This window comes from Leptothrix mechoopdaensis (SeqCode) (assembly GCF_053893855.1).
Genome location: NZ_CM132699.1, coordinates 3566138 through 3586918, shown reverse-complemented (window position 1 = coordinate 3586918; position 20781 = coordinate 3566138). Strand labels below are relative to the sequence as shown.

Below are 20781 nucleotides of genomic sequence, written 5' to 3'. Positions count from 1 at the left end.
CGCGATCAGCCGCCTCCGGGCGGCTTTTTCATGTCCGCAGACGACGCCTGGAGCGAGATCAGGCCGGGTAGCGGGCGCCGAGGATGCGCGGCCCGCGCGCTCCGGTCACCGCTGGCTCGTTCCCGGCCCGACCGAGGAGATGCTGGTGCGCCAGCCAGGCAAAGGCGGCGGCTTCGACCTGCATCGGCGGCAAGCCAGCCTGATCGGAGCCACACACGCGCATGCCTGGGAGGGCGATCTTCAGGCGCCGCATCAGGTCATCGTTGTAGGCGCCGCCGCCACAGACGAGCAGTTCGCGCGCGGTTGGCGCGGCGCGCTGGATGGCTTGGGCGATCGACGCGGCCGTGAACTCGCAGAGCGTCGCCTGGACGTCGACGGCGTTCAAGCCGATGCAACCGGCCGCCGACAGCCGGTGCTGCAACCAGTCGGCGTGGAACAGGTCCCGCCCCGTGCTCTTGGGCGGTGGCAGGCTCAGGTAGGGCTCGGACAGAAGTGCGGCCAGCAGCCCGCTGTCCACCCGGCCTTGCGCGGCCCAGCGGCCAGCGTTGTCGTAGGGGAGTCCCTGGTGCCGGGCGATCCAGCCATCCATCAGCACATTGCCCGGACCGGTGTCCCAGCCGCGTGGAGGCTGGCCAGGCACCAGCACGGTCAGGTTGGCGATGCCGCCGATGTTGACGACTCCGAGCGTGGCATCGGTGCGTCCGAACACGGCGCCGTGAAACGGTGGAACCAGCGGCGCGCCCTGTCCACCTGCGGCGACGTCGCGGCTGCGGAAGTCGGCGATCACGTCGATGCCGCAACGTTCGGCCAGCAACGCCGGGCTGTTGATCTGGCAGGTGTAGCCGATGCCGTCGTGCAGGCCGGGCTGGTGACGCACGGTCTGACCGTGGGCACCGACGGCGCTGATGTCCTGCGGCTGCAGGCCCGTGTCGGACAGGAGCCGCGCGACCGTGGCCGCATAGACCTCCGCCAGTGAATGGGCGGCCAGGGCACTGCGGTGGAGTTCGTCGGGGCCGCTGGCCTGCAGGGCCATCAGCCCGGCACGCAACTCCGCAGAGAAGGGCAATTGCGCGTGTGCATCCACGCCGAGCCAGCGGCCGTCGTCATCCCATCGGGCGACGACGCCGTCGACGCCGTCCATCGACGTGCCCGACATCAGGCCGATGCAGCGGATCATCGTCGCGGCCGTGCGCCGCTCACTCCATCTGGGCGACCGCAGAGGCGGAGGCGATGGCGCCGGCGAGGCGATCCTGCTCAAGCGCAGCCATGCTGCGGAAGCGACCCAGTGCGGCGGTGCTCAGGCTGACGGCCTCGGAGCTTCGGGCCACCTTGATCGGATCGACCTGGCGGCCACCCTGCTTGAACTCGAAATGCAGATGCGGGCCGGTTGCCCAGCCGGTACTGCCGACCGCGCCGAGCGTTTCGCCCTGGCCGATCTTCTGGCCCACCCGCACGCCGATCCGGCTCAGGTGGGCATAGACGGTGCTGTGTTCGCCGCCGTGGCGGACGATCACCACGTTGCCGTAGCCGTTCTGGACCCCTGCGAACTCGACGGTGCCGTCACCGATGCTGCGCACGGGCGTGCCCGTGGGCGCCGCGTAGTCGACGCCGAGGTGGGCGCGCCACTGTTGCAGGATCGGGTGGAAACGCATCGAGAAGCCGGACGTTACCCGCGAGAACGCCAGCGGCGAGGCGAGGAAGACACGCGCCTTGCTCTTGCCGTCGGCGCTGTAGTAACCGCCGCGCTGATCACCTTCCTGGAACCAGACAGCGTCCAGCACATGGCCGTCGTTGACGAAGCGGGCCGACAGCACGCGTCCGACGTTGGCGCCCCAGGTCAGCGGTTGACCGTCTGCCGACAGCGACTCGTAGATCACCGCGAAGGTGTCGCCCTTGCGAAGTTCGCGACGGAAGTCGATGTCGCTGCCGAAGATCTCGGCCATCTGCGCGGTGACCGAGTCGGGCAGACCAGCCTGGTCGGCGGCGGCGAACAGGCTGGACTGGATCGTTCCGGCGCTGCTGCGCACGTCGACGCCCAGGGCCACGTCTTCCTCGTGGATGTTGAAACCGCGGCCTTCTCGCTGGATCGTCACCCGCGAGAAGTGGGTCAGTGCGCGCGAGCTGTCGAGGGCGGGACCGCGCACGATCAGTTCCCGGAGCTGCCCGTTGGCGCCGGCCTGGCTGGTGGCCTGCACGCGTTTGCCGGTACGGCCGGTCAGGATGCGCTGTGCCGTGCGATCACGACGCAGGAAGCTGGCCGCTTCGAGATCCTGGATGCCCAGGCGTGCCAGCAACGAATCGGCGGTGTCGCCGGCGCGGGTCACATCGTTGCGGTGCAGGGCGAGTGCCAGATCGTCGAGCGACGAAGCCTGTTGCGCAAGATCCGGCACCGAGAGCGTCTCGGTGATGATGCGGGTGCTGACCGGCGTGGTGTCGATCGGCGTCAGCGGTGCGACGCCGAAGGCCGTCACCGCGCTGCCCAGCAGCAGCGTCAGGGCGGCGCCGCTCAGGACCCGGGGATGCTGGCGCAATGCCAGTTCGGCACGTGCCATGCACAGGCGCACGTGTTCGCTTCGAATCTTCAACCGATGTCACCAGATGAGTGCCCGCGTGGCGGGCCATGTCGGGTCGGGAAGGCGGGTGGCCTGCCCGTCGGATGCGGGGTGGGCGACGCCTAGAATCCAGGGCCGCCGAACGCGTCAAATCAGTATACCGACGCGTACCACCGTGAAATTTGTAATAACCCGTAGCGATCTTTCATGTCGAGCCAGCCTGAACGCACGTCCGAGACCCCCGCGCGGGAGCCCCTGTCCGATGCGGTCCAGGCCGCCCTCCAGGTCACCCGCCGGGGCTGCGAGGAGCTGTTGCCGGAGGCCGACTGGATCCGCAAGCTGCAGCGTTCGGAGGCCAGCGGCCAGCCCTTGCGCATCAAGCTCGGGCTGGACCCGACCGCGCCGGACATCCACCTCGGCCACACCGTGGTGCTCAACAAGCTGCGCCAGCTGCAGGACATCGGTCACACGGTGATCTTCCTGATTGGCGACTTCACGTCGATGATCGGCGACCCGTCCGGGCGCAACACCACCCGTCCGCCGCTGACGCCCGAGCAGATCAAGGCCAACGCCGAGACCTACTACCGGCAGGCCAGCCTGGTGCTCGATCCGGCCCGCACCGAGATTCGCTACAACTCCGAATGGAGCGATCCGCTCGGCGCGCGTGGCCTGATCTCGCTGGCCTCGCGCTACACCGTTGCCCGGATGATGGAGCGCGACGACTTCACCAAGCGCTACAAGGCCGGCACGCCGATCTCGGTGCACGAGTTCCTCTACCCGCTGATGCAGGGCTACGACTCGGTGGCGCTGCGCAGCGACCTCGAGCTCGGCGGCACCGACCAGAAGTTCAACCTGCTGATGGGCCGTCACCTGCAGCAGGAGTACGGCCAGGAGCCGCAGTGCATCCTGACGATGCCGTTGCTGGTCGGTCTGGACGGCGTGGACAAGATGTCCAAGTCCAAGGGCAACTACATCGGCATCAGCGAGCCCGCGAACGCGATGTACGCCAAGATCCTGTCGGTCAGCGATGACCTGATGTGGACCTACTACACGCTGCTGAGCTTCCGCAGCGAGGCCGACATCGCCGCGCTGAAGTCCGAGGTGGCCGGCGGTCGCAACCCGAAGGACGCCAAGGTGCAGCTGGCCCGCGAGATCACCGCCCGCTTCCACGGTGCGGCAGCGGCCGATGCGGCCGAGCAGGATTTCGAGAACCGCGCCCGCGGTGGCGTGCCCGACGACATCCCGACGGTGACGTTGTCCGGCGCCCCGCTGGGCATCGGCGCGCTGCTGCGCCAGGCCAACCTCGCGCCATCGTCGAGCGAGGCCAACCGCCTGATCGAGCAGGGCGGCGTTCGTGTCGACGGCAGCGTCGTGTCGGACAAGGGCCTGAAGCTGGCCGCCGGCAGCTATGTCGTCCAGGTCGGCAAGCGGAAGTTCGCTCGGGTCGAACTGGGCTGATCAGGCGGGTCCGGCCGCGTCCTGTTCCCGGACCTGGACCTGGACCGGGAAGTTCAGGCTGACCTCGAAACGCCAGACCGGATCGGTGCCGTCGAGCGTGGTGAAGGCCAGCGTCGCGCCCGATTGCCGGGCGACCGTCTGCACCATCGTCAGGCCCAGGCCGGAACCCTCGGCGAAGGTCGAGCCACGCTCGAAGGGCAGGGCCAGCCGGTCGACCTGATCGGCCGGGATGCCGGGGCCGTTGTCCTGCACCGCAAGCCGCCCCGGCCCGACACAGATGCGCACGCGGGACCTTGCGCCGCCGTGCTTCAGCGCGTTGTCGATCAGGTTGCGCAACGCGATGCCCAGCGCATCGATGTCGCCTTCGATCGGCTCCAGCGGCTGTGACTCGACATGGATGTCGAGCTGCCCGCTGGCGCGCGCCTCGCCGAACTCGTCCATCACCAGGCCGGCCAGCTGGCTCAGGTCGATGGCCTCGCGGCGCAGCGCGACGCCCGAGTCGATCCGGGCGAGCTGCAGCAAGCGGCTCGCCAGGCGCGTCAGCCGGTCCAGCTGGCGCACCAGCGCCTGCGTGCGTTCGGCCAGTCGAGGCGCGCCGTTCTCCAGCGCCTCGTGCGCCAGCCGCTGCGCCTGGGCCCGTGCCGCCGCCAGCGGGGTGCGCAGCTCGTGGGCGGTGTGGGCGGCGAAGGCACGCTCGGCCTCGACCAGCTTGCTGACCCGCGCCATCAGGCTGTTGACCGTCTCCAGCATCGGCTGCAGTTCGTCGGGCAGCTGCGTGTGCGCGACCGGATGGAGCTGGTGCGGCGCCCGCGTCGACAGGTCCTTGCGGATCGGCTCCAGCGTCAGGAAGCTGCGCCGCAGCACGTGATGCAGCGTCCAGGCCGCCAGCGGCAGCACCAGCAGCACGGGGCCGAGCAGCCAGGCGTAGACGCTCCACAGCGTGGCCTGTCGTTCGGCGCGGGCCTGCGCCACGATGACGCGGCGGGTGCGGTCCGGATGGCTCACGACCAGCGCATACCAGTCCGCCGACTCGACCAGGCCCTGCTCTTCGGTCTGGACCAGCGGTGCCTTGGGCGCGGCGTGCGAGCGCAGCCGCAGGTGGCCGGCACCATCGAAGACCTGATAGACGATGTCGGTCTCGTCGCCGCCGATCTCCAGCACCCGGGGCGGCGCCTCGCCCTGGCCGAGCGCGGCATCGGGCATCGCCAGCAGCTGCTCGGCGGCTTCGAGCAGGGTGTCGTCGAGCAGGATCTTGGCCTTCTCGCGCAGCCCGTAGAAGGCGGCCAGCGACGCCACCAGCCAGAGCACCCCGATGAGCAGCAGCACGCGGTTGCGCAGCAGCCCTTCGAGGCTGTAGCGCCGCGTCGTCTCAGACATCGAGCCGGTAGCCCAGGCCGCGGTGCGTGCTGATGGTCTCGGTGCCCATCTTCTTGCGCAACCGGCTGATGATCACTTCCAGCGTGTTGCTGTCGCCGCTGTGCAGGCCGCCGGCCGAGATCTCGGACTCGATCTCGGCGCGGCTGTGGATGCGGCCAGGCCGGTTGGCCAGGCAGCGCAGGATCGCCCATTCGAGCGCCGTCAGGTCCAGCACCAGCCCGCCGCGCAGGACGGTGCGGTGTTCGAGGTCGATCTCGTTGTCGCGCACCTTCAGGCGCGGCGACGGCGTGCTGCGGCGGCGCACCGCCTCGACCCGCGCGAGCAGTTCGTCGAGGTCGAAGGGCTTGACGAGGTAGTCGTCCGCGCCGGCCTGCAGGCCGCGGATCCGGTCGCTGACCTGATCGCGCGCGGTCAGGGCCAGCACCGGCGTCTGGATGCCCTGGCTGCGCCAGTCGCGCAGCAGGTCGGTGGCGTCTCCGTCGGGCAGGTTGAGATCGAACAGCGCCATGTCGCAGGTCACGCCGCGTGCCTGGGCGATCAGCTTGCACCAGTACACCTCGTGACCGGCGGCTTCAAGGTGGTCACAGACCGCCTGGCCCAGGTCGATGTCGTCTTCGAGCAGCAGGATGTGCATGGGTGCGTTTTGCGTGCGGTGCGGAACGGGGCGGACTTCGATCGCTGCCCCGCGTTCCCCCGACAATCATGCGATGCAAGTCAGCAGCTATCTCAAGTTGTCGGTGTTGGTGGCCCTGGTCACGATCGTACTCAAGACCGCCGCGTGGTGGACCACCGGTTCCGTCAGCTTGTTGTCGGACGCGGTGGAATCCCTCGTGAATTTGGCCGGCGCGATGTTCGCGTTGGCCATGGTCACGATCGCGGCGTTGCCTCCGGACGACAAACACCCGTACGGCCACCACAAGGCCGAGTACTTCTCGTCAGGCTTCGAGGGCCTGCTGATCTTCGTGGCCGCGCTGGCGATCATCGTCGCGGCCATCCAGCGCTGGCTGAATCCGCAGCCGCTGGAGGCGCTCGGTCTGGGTCTGGCGCTGTCGGTGATCAGTTCGGGGCTGAACGGCGCGCTGGCCTGGGCGATGCTGCGCAAGGCCCGTGAACACCGCTCGATGGCGCTCGAAGGGGATGCCCGTCATCTGCTGACCGACGTCTGGACCTCCATCGGCGTGGTCGGCGGGCTGATCGCGGTGCAGTTCACCGGCTGGTTCTGGCTCGACCCGCTGATCGCGATCGCGGTGGCGCTCAACATCCTGCGCGAGGGCGGCTCGCTGGTCTGGCGTTCGGCGGAGGGCCTGATGGACCACGCCGTCGAGCCCGAGATCCAGGACCGCATCCAGGCGGTGCTGAAGGAGTTCGACCACCCGACCATCCGGTTCGACCACGTCAGCACCCGCCGCGCCGGTGCGCGCAACTTCGTCGACCTGCACATGCACATGCCGGCGGGCTGGTCGCTCGGTCGCGCAGCCGCCTTGCGGGCGTCGGTCGAGCAGGCGCTGATGAGCGCGGTGCCGGGCCTGCGGGCCTCGATCCAGCTGCTGCCGTCCGACGTCGAGGCGCGCAGCGGCGACGTCGACGACCTGATCTGAGCCGGCCACGAAAAAGGCCGCAGCCCTGACGGGTTGCGGCCTGTTGCCGTGAGGCGCTCAGCGATCAGTCGGCGTACTGGCCGGCGGCCTTGATGACCGGGCCCCACTTGTTGATCTCGGCCTCGACGAACTTCTTGTGGTCGGCCGGGTTGTTGCGTGCGTCGTGGATGATGACCGCGCCCAGCGCTTCCTGGCGCTTGGCGAAGTCGGCATCGGCCAGCGCGGACTTCAGCGCCGCGTTGAGCTTGTCCAGCACCGGCTTGGGCGTGCCCTTGGGGGCATACAGGCCGTGCCAGATGCTGACGTTGACGCCCTTCAGGCCGGCCTCGTCCAGCGTCGGCAGCTTGGCGTAGGCGGGGGTGGTCAGGCGCTTGGTCGTCGTCACCGCATAGGCCTTGACCTTGCCGCCCTCGACCTGCGACGTGGTGTTGGTGGTCTGGTCGCACATGATGTCGACCTGGCCGCCGAGCAGGTCGTTCATGGCCGGCGCAGTGCCCTTGTACGGCACGGTCGTCATGTCGATCTTCAGGCTCTGCTGGAACAGCAGGCCGCACAGGTGCGAGGCCGAACCCAGGCCCGCGTTGGCCAGGTTGATCTTGCCCTTGTTCGCGTCGAGCCACTTCTGCAGCTCGGCGAAGTTGTTGGCCGGCAGCGTGCTGCGGCCGACCACCGTCATCGGCACCTCGTTGATCATGCCGACGTACTCGAAGTCCTCGAGCGTCTTGTAGGGCATGTTGCGGTACAGCGCCGGCGAGGTCGCCATGCCGATGTGATGCAGCAGCAGCGTGTAGCCGTCCGGCGCCGCCTTGGCGGTCTTGGCGGCGCCCAGCGTGCCCCCGGCGCCGCCGACGTTGTCGATCACGACCGACTGGTTGTTGAGGTGCTTGCGCAGGGCCTCGGCGAAGTCGCGCGCGACCTTGTCGGTCGGGCCGCCTGCCGTGAAGGGCACGACGATCGTGACGGGCTTCTCGGGGTAGCCCTGGGCCATCGCGGAAGCGGCGGTCAGCGCGGCAATCGCGCCCAGCATCAGGTGTTTCATCAGGGGCTCCTGGGTGTGGAGGATCGGTGCCGGGATCGTAGGTTCGCCCGGGCGTGATGCCATGTCGGGAAACACGTAATCGGCGCCGACAGGCTGACGCGCCGGCCCTCAGCGATAGCTGCGCGCGTCCTCGATCACCTTGCCGTCGTTGGGCAGGCTGCCGGGTGCCACCAGCACGACCTCGGCCCGCAGCTTCGTGACGTCGCGCACGCTGTCGGCGATGCGGGCGACCAGCCCGTCGGGCGTGCCGGCCACCTCGACCTGCAGCGTCATGCGGTCATCGGCCATCTCGCCGCTGACGACCAGCCGGGCGCGCAGCAGCTCGCTGTGGCGGCGCCGCACCTGCTCGACCTGGCCGGGGTGGACGAACATGCCGCGCACCTTGGTGGTCTGGTCGGCCCGGCCCATCCAGCCCTTGATGCGGGCGTTGGTCCGGCCGGTCGGGCAACGGCCCGGCAGCACCGCCGACAGGTCGCCGGTGCCGAAGCGGATCAGCGGGTAGTCCGGGTTCAGCGAGGTCACGACCAGCTCGCCGACCTCGCCCTCGGCGACCGGCTCGCCGGTGCCCGGGCGGACGATCTCGACGATCACGCCCTCGTCGATCACCAGCCCCTCGCGGGCCGAGGTCTCATAGGCGATCAGGCCCAGGTCGGCGGTCGCATAACACTGGTAGCCGGCGATGCCGCGTTCGATCAGCCAGTCGCGCAGGCTGGGCGGGAAGGCCTCGCCGCTGACCAGCGCCTTGCGCACGCTGGCGATGGCCACGCCGGTCTCGGCGGCTTTCTCGACCAGGATCTTCAGGAAGCTCGGCGTGCCGATGTAGCCGGCCGGCCGCAGCTCGGCCATCGCCTGCAACTGCAGCTCGGTGTTGCCCACGCCACCGGGGAAGACGGCGCAACCCAGTGCGTGCGCGCCCGTCTCCATCATCGAGCCGGCGGGGGTCAGGTGGTAGCTGAAGCTGTTGTGGATCAGCTCTCCGGCGCGGAAGCCGGCGGCATGGATCGCGCGCGACATGCGCCAGTAGTCGCGTGCCTCGCCTTCGGGTTCGTAGATCGGGCCGGGCGACTGGAACACCCGGCGCGTGCGGTGCAGGCCCGGCTGGCCGATCCAGCCGATCGCCGAATGGCCGCCGAAGACGTCGCTGGCGCGCAGCGCCTTCTGGCGTTCGAGCAGTTCGCTCTTGCGCGTGACCGGCAGGCTCGCCAGGGCCGCACGGCTGTTGACGTGCGCCGCGTCGACGCCCGCGAGGATCTGCGCGAACGCCGGTGCATGTCGCTGCGCATGGGCCACCTGGCCGGGCAGCGCGGACATCAGCGCCGCTTCGCGATCGACCGGGTCCCGGGTCTCCAGGGTGTCGAGATGCTCACTCATCGTCTTGGCTCCACGCGCCCAGTTGTTTCTTCACGAGGTTGACGAAGTCGCGCACGTCCGCACCCGACTTCAGCGGCCGCGCCCGCCACTGCGGACTGCGCCGCGACGGCCGCTCGACGATCGCCGCATCGACGACGCCATCACCCGCTGCCACCTTGGCAATCGCCGTCCCGCGCCGCTCGAACACGCCCGCGCGCTCGACCAGCCCGGCCTCCTTCAAGTCGCGCCGCAATCGCACCAGGGCCTCATCGACCTTGAACGCCGGCGCGGCAAAGCCCCACTCTTCCGTCATGCCAACCTCTGCGCAGTCAAAGTAGGACTTCTTCAAGTTCGTCCCGTGGATCCGGCTCCGCCGGTCCACCAGGACGGCCCCCTTGAGGGGGCGGCCGAAGGCCGTAGGGGGTGGGCCCAGTGACCGGCGGCCGAAGGCCGTAGGGGGGGCCTAAGCCAGCCAACGCTTGCGGCGCTTGTAGGACTTGACGTCCTTGAAGCTCTTGCGGTCGCCGCCGCCCATGCCGAGGTAGAACTCCTTGACGTCCTCGTTCTCGCGCAGGTCCTTCGCGGCGCCGTCCATCACGATGCGGCCGTTCTCCAGGATGTAGCCGTAGTCGGCATAACGCAGCGCGATGTTGGTGTTCTGTTCGGCCAGCAGGAAGGTCACGCCCTCGCGGGTGTTGAGGTCCTTCACGATCTCGAAGACCTCCTCGACGATCTGCGGCGCGAGGCCCATCGAGGGCTCGTCGAGCAGCACCATCTTCGGGTTGGCCATCAGCGCGCGGCCGATCGCGCACATCTGCTGCTCGCCGCCCGAGGTGTAGGCCGCCTGGCTGTTGCGGCGCGTCTTCAGGCGGGGAAAGTAGTTGTAGACCTTCTCCAGCGTCTGCGCCACGGCGGCCTTGCCGTCGCGGCGGGTGTAGGCGCCGGTCATCAGGTTTTCCTCGATCGAGAGGTGCGCGAAGCAGTGACGGCCTTCCATCACCTGCACGACGCCACGCTCGACCATGTCGGACGTGCTGAGCTTCTCGATGCGCTCGCCACGCAGCTCGATGCTGCCCTTGGTGACGTCGCCGCGCTCGCCCGCCAGCAGGTTGCTGACCGCCCGCAGCGTCGTCGTCTTGCCGGCCCCGTTGCCGCCCAGCAGCGCCACGACCTTGCCCTCGGGCACCTGCAGGCTCACGCCCTTGAGCACCAGGATGACGTGGTTGTAGATGACCTCGATGCCATTGACGTTCAGGAGGATGTTGGACTGCTGGCTCATGGGATGACCCTTGTCTCGTTCAAGGTCGGTGGACTGCTGTCGGGAGGCTTCGAGGGAGATGGTGGTCTGCCACCACTCCCCCACGATCCGGCCTGCAGGCCGGATCGCTTCGTCAGGCACAGGGAGCCACGCAGGTGGCTCCCTGTGTCCGGACTCAGCCCTGGCAATCCGCCGGGGTGCGGCGGTCGAGCTTCTTCTCGGCGGCGTACTTGTCGGCGGCGCTCTTGACCATCGGCTTGATGATCTGCTCGTCGGCCTGCAGCCAGTCGGAGGTGAAGTTCCACTTGGCGCCGTCCCAGGTGTGGACGCGGACCCAGCCCGCGCCGACGTGGTCGACGCAGCTGGTCGAGACCGGGCGCATCACGCCGGAGAAGCCCAGGCCGTCGAGCTTCTTCTGGTCCAGCGCCAGGTTCTCCAGGCCCCAGCGGACCTGTTCGCCGGTCATGACCTTGCCCTTGCCGTACTTCTCCTGGGCGCGCTTGACGCCCTCGACGGCCAGCATCGCGGAGATCATGCCGCGCATGTAGAGCACCGAGCCGACCTCTTCCTTCGGACCCGTGCCCTGACCCTTGCCGTGGACCTTGGCGATGATGTCCTGCACCACCTTGGCATCGGGCTGCGCGCCGTGCTGCATGGCCGCGGCGTTGTAGCCCTTGGCGGCATCACCGACGTCCTTGACGTCCGGCTCGGCGCCGGCCCACCACACGCCGTACATCTTGTCGCGCGGGTAGCCGGTGGCCACGGCTTCCTTCAGGGCGGTCGAGTTCATCACGCCCCAGCCCCACAGGAAGACGTAGTCCGGGCGGCTCTGGCGGATCTGCAGCCAGGTCGACTTCTGCTCCACGCCCGGCGCGGTGACCGGCAGCAGCTGCAGCTCGAAGCCGTGCATCTTGGCGCGCTCCTGCAGCAGGGGGATCGGCTCCTTGCCGAACGGCGAGTCGTGATAGACCAGCGCGACCTTCTTGCCCTTGAGCTTGTCGAGGCCGCCTTCCTTCTTGCCGACATGCTGGACCAGCACGTCGGCGTTGATCCAGTAGGTGCCCAGCAGCGGGAAGTTCCACTTGAAGACGCCGCCGTCCTGCGACTCGCTGCGGCCGTAGCCGGCGGTGATCAGCGGGATCTTGTCGGCCGGGGCCTTCTCGGTCAGCGCGAAGGTGATGCCGGTCGACAGCGGCTGGAACACGGTCGCGCCCTTGCCCTTGAGGCGCTCGTAGCACTCCACGCCCTTGTCGGTCGCGTAGCCGGTCTCGCATTCCTCGTAGCTGATCTTGACGCCGTTCAGGCCGCCGTTGGCGTTGACCAGCTTGATGTAGTCGACATAGCCGTTGGCCCAGGGAATGCCGTTGGGCGCGTAGGCGCCGGTGCGGTAGACCAGCACCGGGAAATACTGTTCCTTGGCCTGAGCCTGTGCGGCCGTGGCGGTCAGCAGGCTGGCCACGGTGCTCGCGGTCAGGGCCGCGACGAGGGCGAGGGACTTCAGTTTCATGGTCGTCTCCTGGGTTGGATGGGGTGGGTCGGCGAGATCAATGCGGGAAGGGCCAGAGGCGCAGCTTCTCCTTGGCGATCGACCACAGGCGGGCAAGCCCGTGCGGTTCGACGATCAGGAAGAAGACGATCAGCGCGCCGAAGATCATCGAGGTCAGGTGCGCTGCCGTGGCGGTCGACAGGCCCAGCGTCACCGTCACGTTGTCGAGGATGATGGGCACGATCACGATGAAGGCGGCGCCGAAGAAGCTGCCCATGATCGAACCCAGGCCGCCGATGATGACCATGAAGAGCAGGTCGAACGATCGGTTGATGTTGAAGGCCGCCGGCTCCCACGAGCCGAGGTGCACGAAGCCCCACAGCGCGCCGGCCACGCCGACGATGAAGCTCGACACCGCGAAGGCGGTCAGCTTGGCGTAGACCGGCCGGATGCCGATGACGGCGGCCGCCACGTCCATGTCGCGCATGGCCATCCACTCGCGGCCGATGTTGCTGCGCACCAGGTTCTTGGCCAGCACGCCGAAGACGCACAGGAAGGCCAGGCAGAACAGGTACTTCTGCACCGGCGTCTCGATCGGCAGGCCCAGCACCTTCAGGCCGGCCACGCTGACCGAGCCCGACGACGAGTCGTTGGTGAACCACTTGATGCGCAGGAAGGCCCAGTCGACGAAGAACTGCGCGGCCAGCGTCGCCACCGCAAGGTAGAGGCCCTTGATGCGCAGCGACGGGATGCCGAACAGCACGCCGATGCCGGTGGCGCAGACACCGCCCATCAACAGCGAGCCGATCAGCGGCATGCCCTCGATGCGGACCGCGAAGTTGTAGGCCGCGTAGGCGCCCACCGCCATGAAGGCGCCGGTGCCCAGCGAGATCTGGCCGCAGTAGCCGACCAGGATGTTGAGCCCGAGGGCCGCCAGCGACAGGATCAGGAAGGGGATCAGCACCGCGCGGAACAGGTACTCGGGCGCCACCATCGGCACCACGAACACCGCGAAGGCCAGCAGCAGGCCGATGGCGATGCGGTCCTGCCGGATCGGGAAGATCTGCTGGTCCGCCGGGTAACTCGTCTTGAACTGGCCGTTCTCACGGTAGAGCATGGGATGACTCCGTTGTTCTTCTGTGGCCGCGTCAGACGCGATCGATGATCTTTTCGCCGAACAGGCCCTGCGGACGCACCAGCAGGAAGATCAGCGCGAGCACGTAGGCGAACCAGATCTCGATGCCGCCACCGACCTTCGGGCCGATGTAGACCTCGCTGAGCTTCTCGCCCACGCCGATGATCAGCCCGCCGATGATGGCGCCGGGCACGCTGGTCAGGCCGCCGAGGATCACCACCGGCAGGGCCTTCAGGGCGACCAGCGACAGCGAGAACTGCACGCCCAGCTTGCTGCCCCAGATGATCCCGGCGACCAGCGCGACGAAGCCCGCGACCGACCAGACGATGACCCAGATGCGGTTCAGCGGAATGCCGATCGACTGCGCCGCCTGGTGGTCATCGGCGACCGCCCGCAGCGCCCGGCCGGTGGCCGTCTTCTGGAAGAACAGGCTGAGTGCGGCCACCAGCGCAGCGGCGATCAGCGCGGCGTAGAGGTCTTCCTGGCTGATCAGCACGCCGCCCTGGAAGGTGCTCTCGAACAGGAAGATCGGGTCCTTGGGCAGGCCGACGTCGATCTTGTAGATGTCGCTGCCGAACACGGTCTGGCCGAAGCCGTCGAGGAAGTAGGTGATGCCCAGCGTGGCCATCAGCAGCGTGATGCCTTCCTGGTTGACCAGCTTGCCCAGCACCAGCCGCTCGATGATCCAGGCCACCGCGATCATCGCGACCATCGCCAGCACGAAGCCGACCAGGTTCGCCAGGATCTTGTGGTCGAAGCCCATCAGCTTGGGCGCCCATTCCGAGAAGCGGGCCATCGCCAGCGCGGCGAACAGGACCATCGCGCCCTGCGCGAAGTTGAAGACGCCGCTGGCCTTGAAGATCAGCACGAAGCCCAGCGCGATCAGCGAATACAGCATGCCCGCCATCAGGCCGCCGAAGAGCGTTTCGAGGAAGAAACCCATCTTGTTGCTCCTGCCTCAGTGGCTCGTGCCGAGGTACGCCGAGATGACGTCCTCGTTGTTGCGGACTTCCTCGGGCGTGCCGTCGCCGATCTTCTTGCCGTAGTCCAGCACGACGACGCGGTCGGAGATGTCCATCACCACGCCCATGTCGTGCTCGATCAGCACGATAGTGGTGCCGAACTCGTCGTTGACGTCGAGGATGAAGCGACACATGTCCTGCTTCTCCTCGACGTTCATGCCGGCCATCGGCTCGTCGAGCAGCAGCACCTGCGGCTCCATCGCCAACGCGCGGCCCAGGTCGACACGCTTCTGCAGGCCGTAGGGCAGGCGGCCGACGGGCGTCTTGCGGAAGGCCTGGATCTCCAGGAAGTCGATGATGCGTTCGACGTGCGCGCGGTGTTCGGCCTCCTCGCGGCGGGCCGGTCCGAGGTGGAAGGCCTGCTGGAACAGGTTGGTCCGCATCTTCAGGTTGCGGCCGGTCATGATGTTGTCGATCACGCTCATGCCCTTGAACAGGGCCAGGTTCTGGAAGGTGCGCGCGACGCCCATCTCCGCGACCTGGCGCGAGTTCATGTGGCTGAAGGTCTGGCCGCGGAAGGTGATCTGGCCTTCCTGCGGCGTGTAGACGCCGTTGATGCAGTTGAGCATCGAGCTCTTGCCCGCGCCGTTCGGGCCGATGATGGCGCGCACCTCGTGCTCGCGGACGTTGAAGCTGATGTCGGTCAGCGCCTTCACGCCGCCGAAGCGCAGGCTGATGTTGCGCACGTCGAGCACGACGTCGCCGATGACCTTGGTGCCGGTCTCGGCCAGGGGGTTCTGTCCGGTCATCACGCGGCCCTCCTCGCGGCCGGATAGGTCTTGGCGTCGACGATCTTCAGCGTGGCCGAGACGCTGCCGCTGCGGCCGTCCTCGAACTTCACCGCCGTCTCGATGAATTGCTCGGTCCTGCCGCCGTAGAGCGCCTCGACCAGCACCTGGTACTTGTCGTTGATGAAGCCGCGCTTGACCTTGCGGGTGCGCGTCATCTCGCCGTCGTCGGCATCGAGTTCCTTGTGCAGCACGAGGAAGCGGCTGATCTGGCTGCCGGCGAGCTTGTCGTCCTGCGCCAGGTCGGCGTTGACCTGCTCGACGCACTGGCGGATCAGCTCGTAGACCTCGGGCTTCTGCGCCAGGTCGGTGTAGCCGGCATAGGGCAGGTTGCGCTTCTCGGCCCAGTTGCCGACCGCCTCGACGTCGATGTTGACGAAGGCGCAGACCTTCTCGCGACCGTCGCCGAAGGCCACCGCCTCCTTGATGTAGGGGAAGAACTTCAGCTTGTTCTCGACGTACTTGGGCGCAAACATCGCGCCGTCGTTGGCGCCGCCACGCAGCCGGCCGACGTCCTTGACGCGGTCGATGATCTTCAGATGGCCGTGGCCGTCGATGAAGCCGGCGTCGCTGGTGTGGTACCAGCCATCGGCGCCCAGCACCTCGGCCGTGGCGGCCGGGTTCTTGTAGTACTCCTTGAGCAGGCCGCCGCTCTTGACGAGGATCTCGCCGTTGTCGGCCAGCTTGATCTGCACGCCCTCGATCGGCACGCCGACCGTGTCGGCGCGGGCCTCGTGGTCCGGCTGCAGGCAGACGAACACGGCGGTCTCGGTCGAGCCGTAGAGCTGCTTGAGGTTGATGCCGATCGAGCGGTAGAACGTGAACAGGTCCGGCCCGATCGCCTCGCCGGCCGTGTAGGCCACGCGCACGCGGCTGAAGCCCAGCGTGTTGCGCAAGGGGCCGTAGACCAGCAGGTCGCCGAGCCGGTAGCGCATGCGGTCCAGCGCGCTGACCGCCTTGCCGTCCATCAGCGCCGGGCCGATGCGGCGGGCCAGCGCCATGTAGTGGTGGAACAGGCCACGCTTGATCGCGCTGGCGTCCTCCATGCGGATCATCACGCTGGTCAGCAGGCCCTCGAACACGCGCGGCGGGGCGAAGTAGTAGGTCGGGCCGATCTCCTTGAGGTCGATCGTCACCGTCGCGCCCGACTCGGGGCAGTTGACGACGTAGCCGCAGACCAGCCACTGCGCGTAGCTGAAGCAGTTCTGGCCGATCCATGCCGGCGGCAGGTAGGCCAGCACCTCCTCGGCGCTGCTCAGCTTGTCGAAGCGGGCACCGGCGCCGGCCCGGTCGATCAGCGAGGCGTGCGTGTGCACGACGCCCTTCGGGTTGCCGGTCGTGCCGGAGGTGAAGAACATCGCCGCGACGTCGGCCGTGCGGGTCTTGTCGATCGCGGCTTCCAGGAAGCCGGGGTGGCTCAGCGCATGAGCCTGTCCGGACTCGACCAGGCTGTCCAGCGAGGCCAGGCCGGGCTCGTCGTACTTGCGCAGGCCGCGCGGGTCGTCGAACCAGATGTGCGAGAGCTGCGGGCACTGCTCGCGGATCTCCAGCAGCTTGTCGACCTGTTCCTGGTCCTCGACCACCGCGCAGGTGACCTCGGCGTTGTTGAGCGGGAAGACGAACTCGGCGGCCACCGCGTCCTGGTAGAGCGGCACGGGGATCGCGCCGATCGACTGCGCGGCCAGCATCGTGGCGTACAGGCGCGGCCGGTTGTCACCGACCACCACGATGTGCTGGCCCGGCTGCAGCCCGGCCTGGGCCAGGCCGCTGGCCAGCGCACGGACCTGTTCGGCCAGATGGCGCCAGGTCCAGGTCTGCCAGATGCCGTATTCCTTCTCGCGCAGCGCGGGCGCATCGGGGCGCTGCTTCGCATGCGCCAGCAGCAGGCGCGGGAACGTGTCGGTCACCACGGGTCTCCTCGGGGTCGGCGGGCCCGGGCGGGGCCACGCAGCGATGTCACTCGGGAGCGGATCCTAGGCCGGAGGTTTGACGCCATGTTGTCGGCCCGACGACAATTTGCGGGACTTCCCGGGGCAGGACTTTCCCGGGGCGGTCCTGTCAGCGTCCCGACAGCGAGGATCAGGAGCCTTCCGATGAGCAACGCGATCGAGCCGGACGAATCGAGCGAGCCGCTGCACGCCGCCACCCGCACGCCGCTGCGCCAGCGCGCCCGCCCGGCCCTGCCGGCCGAGCTCGACATGGTCCCGTGGCTGCGCTTGCTGACCCCCGACGAACGTGCCCGCGTCAGCGCCGACCTGCAGGTGGCCGACGCGGCGGTCGGCGACTACGTCTGCAAGATCGGCCGCCCGGCCGGCTTCTGGTTCGGCGTCGTCGACGGCCTGCTGAAGATGAGCAACGACAGCTCGCAAGGCGCCGCCATCACCTTCACCGGCGTGCCGCCCGGCGCGTGGTTCGGCGAGGGCACGCTGCTCAAGCACGAGGTCTACCGCTACAACATCGAGGCCTTGCGCAAGAGCGTGGTGGCCGGCCTGCCGGTGACGACCTTCGAGTGGCTGCTCGGCCGCAGCATCGGCTTCAACCGCTACGTGATGAACCAGCTCAACGAGCGCCTCGGCCAGTTCATCGCCGCACGCGAGATCGACCGCATGAACGACCCGGACACCAAGGTCGCGCGCAGCCTGGCCGCGCTGTTCCACCCGGTCCTCTACCCCGGCGTCGGCGAGGTGCTGCGCATCACCCAGCAGGAACTCGCCTACCTGGTCGGCCTGTCCCGCCAGCGCGTCAACGAGGCGCTGCGCTCGCTGCAGCAGCAAGGCCTGATCCGGATCGAATACGGCGGCGTGCGGGTGCTGGATCTGGCCGGGCTGAGGCGGGTGGTGGGGCGTCGGGCGGCCTGAAGGCTGGCCGCCGACCTCGTCGATCGCGTCCCGGCCGAGCGTGTCCCGCTGACGGGCGCACCGTCGGAGGCTGCGTCGGGCACACGGTCGGCCAGCGACGCGGCCGAAGGGCGCCTGCCCTAGTTCATGAACCCGATGCTCGGTCGCTTGCCGGCGCTGCCGTCGGGCAGGTCGGCGGGGATGATGCGTTCGCGGCGGGCGAGCTTGGCGTTGCCGAAGGCGGTCATCCAGGCGCGGCGCATCTCGCGCGGGGCGAGGTCGGCCATCGCGTCGAGCACGTCGTCGCCGGGTTGTTCCTCGAAGCGGCGGCCCCAGTCGTGGCCGGCGCGGATGCCCTGGTACAGGCGCAGCGCGATGCGGCGCGCGGCGTCGCGGTCGGGCATCTGCACCTCGTAGACGTTCATCCGGTTGAGGATCGGCTCGGGGATTGCGCGGCCGTCGTTGGCGGTGGCCACCCAGATGACCTGGCTGGCGTCGATCGCGACCTCGGCGAACTCGTCGATGAAGGTGTGGGCGGTATCGTGTTCGAGCAGGCCATAGAGCGCGCCGAGCGGGTCGTAGGCGTGTTCGCCGCCGGCCTTGTCGATCTCGTCGACCACCATCACCGGGTTGGCGTAGGAGCCGTCGACCAGGGTCTCGAAGACCTTGCCCGGCCGCGCGCCCTTCCACTGCGAGCTGGCACCCGACAGCACCCAGCCGGCGGTCAGCGAGCTCATCGAGATGAAGCCCATGCCGGTGCCCAGCAGCTGAGAGATCTCGCGCGCGAAATGGGTCTTGCCGACGCCGGGCGGGCCGAGCAGCAGCATCGGCGTGATCTCGAGCGCGTCGCGGCTGTCCTCGCACAGCGCGAGCTGGCGGCGGACGTCGTCGAGCACCTCGTGGAAGTTGGGCAGCGTGTCGTAGAGGTGGTCCATCGCCGGCAGCGACGACGGCTTGACCTGGAAGCGCTCGGGGCCTTTCTCGAGCATGCGCTCGTAGGTCGCGCGCAGGTTCTCGTGTTCCTTCTGCGGCAGCTTGGTCAGCCGTTTCTCGACGTCGTCGAGGCGGTAGACATGCCGCATCTGGGCGATCGGGATCGCCTTGGACGGGGCGGCAACCAGGTCGGTGGACGAGGACGGGATCATGCGGACCTCCAGCTCGGGAACACGTGGTTCATTGCAGCAAAGCATGCAGCAGGCGTGGCCCGGATGTCACCCCGGAAGGCCCCTCAATCCGGAGGTTCCCGACGACATCACGTGCCGCTCGCGTGAAGGATTAGCAATGCGCGTGCCGATGACCACGGGGCTTTCCTGGCCTCGACAAGCTCTGGACGAGCCAGGGTCATGGCGTGACACTGCGCCACGCCGGCGCCCGACCGGTGCACCACGAGGAGACACGATGGCATCGAAGAAGACACCCGCCACGCCCGCCAAGACTGCCACACCCCCGAAGGCAGCGAAGACCCCCAAGGCCCCGCCGCGCGAGCTGGTCCTGCTGGTCGCGACCCGCAAGGGCGCGTGGATCCTGCGCGGTGACGCCCGGCGCAAGACCTGGGCGCTGGAGGGGCCGCACTTCCACGGCCACGTCATCCAGCACCTCGTGCTCGACCCGCGCGACGGCCGCACGCTGCTGGCCTCGGCCAAGACGGGCCACCTCGGGCCGACCATCTTCCGCTCGACCAACTTCGGCCGGAAATGGACCGAGGCCGAGCGCCCGCCCGCCTTCGACAAGGCGCCCGAGGGCCAGGCCGGTCGCAGCGTCGACCACACCTTCCACCTCGTGCCCGGCCCGGCCGACGAGCCCGGCAGCTGGTATGCCGGCACCTCCCCGCAGGGCCTGTTCCGCAGCGACGACGGTGGCAAGACCTGGCGCGGCCTGCCCGGCGTCAACGACAACCTGACGATGCGGCCGTGGATGGGCACGGTCCAGGACGGCACGCCCGACGGCCCGAAGCTGCACTCGATCCTGCTCGACCCGCGCGACCGCCGGCACCTGTACTTCGGCATGTCCGGCGGCGGCTTCCACGAGTCGACCGATGGCGGCGAGACCTGGCGTCCGCTGCTCGACGGCATGCAGGTCGTCGGCGGCTTCGACGTCGGCAACCCGACCTTCCACGACCCGCATTGCGTGCGCCTCTCGCCCAGCAACCCGGACCGTCTCTGGCAGCAGAACCACTGCGGCATCTACCGCCTCGACCGGCCCGGCACGACCTGGCAGCGGGTCGGCACGAAGATGCCGAAGAAGGTCGGCGACATCGGTTTCCCGATCGTGGTCCACCCGCGCGAGGACGACACCGCCTGGGTCTTCCCGATGGACGGCACCGACGTCTGGCCGCGCACCGCGCCGGGTGGCAAGCCGGCCGCCTACGTGACCCGCAACGGCGGGCGCACGTGGCAGCGCCAGGACCAGGGCTTCCCGCCCGAGCAGGCCTGGTGGACGATCAAGCGCCAGGCGATGACCCGCGACGACTGCGCCCGCGTCGGTCTCTATGTCGGCACCACGCAAGGCGAACTCTGGGCCAGCGCCGACGAGGGCGAGAGCTGGCGCTGCATCGCCCGGCACCTGCCCGAGATCTATTCGGTCGAGGCCGCTTGGCGGGCGGCCTGACGTGAAGGTGTCGTCGTGAAGGTGCTGATCCCGTCGTCCTTGCTGTCCTACACGAAGCGCATGTGGGTCGACGCCGACGGCGCGACGCTCGATGCGCTGCTGCGCGACCTCGACCGTCAGTACCCGGGGCTGCGCTTCCGCATGGTCGACGAGCAGGACCGGCTGCGGCCGCACATGCGCGTGTTCATCGAGGCCCAGCCGGTCCACGACCTCGGCCGGCGGCTCGATCCGGGCGTGCCGGTGCACATCGTGCAGGCGCTGAGCGGCGGGTGAT

19 protein-coding genes are annotated in these 20781 nt (G+C 68.6%); 5 read left to right on the top strand and 14 right to left on the bottom strand.

All coding sequences use genetic code 11. The annotated features are described in order from the left end of the window. Positions 1-58: 58 nt before the first annotated feature. Positions 59-1249: an anhydro-N-acetylmuramic acid kinase gene (locus tag ACWA7K_RS15490; protein ID WP_456168834.1), complete on the bottom strand. Its 1191-nt coding sequence runs from the start codon at positions 1247-1249 to the stop codon at positions 59-61. Continuing rightward, positions 1197-2585 (bottom strand): peptidoglycan DD-metalloendopeptidase family protein, encoded by a 1389-nt coding sequence (locus ACWA7K_RS15485; protein WP_456162295.1) that lies wholly within the window; start codon positions 2583-2585, stop codon positions 1197-1199. The genes ACWA7K_RS15490 and ACWA7K_RS15485 overlap by 53 nt, the downstream gene beginning before the upstream one ends. Before the next feature lie 174 nt (positions 2586-2759). On the opposite strand from ACWA7K_RS15485, the gene tyrS reads away from it, so the two are divergent. Beyond that, positions 2760-4010, top strand: coding sequence for a tyrosine--tRNA ligase (gene tyrS / locus ACWA7K_RS15480; protein WP_456162294.1), 1251 nt, complete (start codon positions 2760-2762; stop codon positions 4008-4010). Here tyrS and ACWA7K_RS15475 read toward each other — a convergent pair whose 3' ends face one another. Continuing rightward, positions 4011-5387 (bottom strand): sensor histidine kinase, encoded by a 1377-nt coding sequence (locus ACWA7K_RS15475; RefSeq protein WP_456162293.1) that lies wholly within the window; start codon positions 5385-5387, stop codon positions 4011-4013. Further along, on the bottom strand, positions 5380-6021 hold the full coding sequence (locus ACWA7K_RS15470) for a response regulator transcription factor (protein ID WP_456162292.1): 642 nt from the start codon (positions 6019-6021) through the stop codon (positions 5380-5382). Before ACWA7K_RS15470 ends, ACWA7K_RS15475 begins: the two co-directional genes overlap by 8 nt. A gap of 73 nt (positions 6022-6094) precedes the next feature. Here ACWA7K_RS15470 and ACWA7K_RS15465 point away from each other — a divergent pair, with 73 nt between their 5' ends. Beyond that, a complete protein-coding gene (locus ACWA7K_RS15465; protein WP_456162291.1) occupies positions 6095-6985 on the top strand; it encodes a cation diffusion facilitator family transporter in 891 nt (296 codons plus the stop codon). 64 nt (positions 6986-7049) lie between these two features. Here the strand turns inward: ACWA7K_RS15465 and ACWA7K_RS15460 are convergent, their stop codons facing one another. The 9 genes from ACWA7K_RS15460 to ACWA7K_RS15420 all read right to left on the bottom strand — a co-directional run bounded on the left by ACWA7K_RS15460 (position 7050) and on the right by ACWA7K_RS15420 (position 16970). Continuing rightward, positions 7050-8024 carry a tripartite tricarboxylate transporter substrate-binding protein gene (locus ACWA7K_RS15460; RefSeq protein WP_456162290.1) on the bottom strand — a complete coding sequence of 325 codons (975 nt, stop codon included), beginning with the start codon at positions 8022-8024 and terminating at the stop codon, positions 7050-7052. Positions 8025-8132: 108 nt separating this feature from the next. After that, positions 8133-9395: a phenylacetate--CoA ligase family protein gene (locus ACWA7K_RS15455; protein WP_456162289.1), complete on the bottom strand. Its 1263-nt coding sequence runs from the start codon at positions 9393-9395 to the stop codon at positions 8133-8135. Next, on the bottom strand, positions 9388-9723 hold the full coding sequence (locus tag ACWA7K_RS15450; RefSeq protein WP_456162288.1) for a hypothetical protein: 336 nt from the start codon (positions 9721-9723) through the stop codon (positions 9388-9390). The genes ACWA7K_RS15455 and ACWA7K_RS15450 overlap by 8 nt, the downstream gene beginning before the upstream one ends. Positions 9724-9837: 114 nt before the next feature. Continuing rightward, complete coding sequence (locus ACWA7K_RS15445) at positions 9838-10653, bottom strand: ABC transporter ATP-binding protein (RefSeq protein ID WP_456162287.1); 816 nt, start codon at positions 10651-10653, stop codon at positions 9838-9840. A gap of 154 nt (positions 10654-10807) precedes the next feature. After that, positions 10808-12139: an ABC transporter substrate-binding protein gene (locus ACWA7K_RS15440; protein WP_456162286.1), complete on the bottom strand. Its 1332-nt coding sequence runs from the start codon at positions 12137-12139 to the stop codon at positions 10808-10810. Between the two features lie 37 nt (positions 12140-12176). Further along, entirely contained in the window at positions 12177-13235 is a 1059-nt protein-coding gene (locus ACWA7K_RS15435) for a branched-chain amino acid ABC transporter permease (protein ID WP_456162285.1), read from the bottom strand. A gap of 31 nt (positions 13236-13266) precedes the next feature. Continuing rightward, entirely contained in the window at positions 13267-14196 is a 930-nt protein-coding gene (locus tag ACWA7K_RS15430) for a branched-chain amino acid ABC transporter permease (protein WP_456162284.1), read from the bottom strand. Positions 14197-14211: 15 nt separating this feature from the next. After that, positions 14212-15024: an ABC transporter ATP-binding protein gene (locus tag ACWA7K_RS15425; protein ID WP_456162283.1), complete on the bottom strand. Its 813-nt coding sequence runs from the start codon at positions 15022-15024 to the stop codon at positions 14212-14214. Beyond that, positions 15024-16970, bottom strand: coding sequence for an AMP-dependent synthetase/ligase (locus tag ACWA7K_RS15420; RefSeq protein ID WP_456162282.1), 1947 nt, complete (start codon positions 16968-16970; stop codon positions 15024-15026). The genes ACWA7K_RS15425 and ACWA7K_RS15420 overlap by 1 nt, the downstream gene beginning before the upstream one ends. Positions 16971-17156: 186 nt before the next feature. Between ACWA7K_RS15420 and ACWA7K_RS15415 the strand changes: the two genes are divergently transcribed. Next, the gene (locus tag ACWA7K_RS15415; protein ID WP_456162281.1) at positions 17157-17921 is read left to right on the top strand and encodes a Crp/Fnr family transcriptional regulator; all 765 of its coding nucleotides are present in this window, start codon (positions 17157-17159) and stop codon (positions 17919-17921) included. Positions 17922-18040: 119 nt separating this feature from the next. Here ACWA7K_RS15415 and ACWA7K_RS15410 read toward each other — a convergent pair whose 3' ends face one another. Next, entirely contained in the window at positions 18041-19045 is a 1005-nt protein-coding gene (locus ACWA7K_RS15410) for an AAA family ATPase (RefSeq protein WP_456162280.1), read from the bottom strand. A 253-nt stretch (positions 19046-19298) separates the two neighbouring features. On the opposite strand from ACWA7K_RS15410, the gene ACWA7K_RS15405 reads away from it, so the two are divergent. Both ACWA7K_RS15405 and ACWA7K_RS15400 read left to right on the top strand, forming a co-directional pair. Continuing rightward, positions 19299-20507, top strand: a complete 1209-nt coding sequence (locus tag ACWA7K_RS15405) for a glycosyl hydrolase (protein WP_456162279.1) — start codon at positions 19299-19301, stop codon at positions 20505-20507. Positions 20508-20522: 15 nt separating this feature from the next. Then, the gene (locus ACWA7K_RS15400; protein ID WP_456162278.1) at positions 20523-20780 is read left to right on the top strand and encodes a MoaD/ThiS family protein; all 258 of its coding nucleotides are present in this window, start codon (positions 20523-20525) and stop codon (positions 20778-20780) included. The last annotated feature ends 1 nt before the right edge of the window (position 20781 follow it).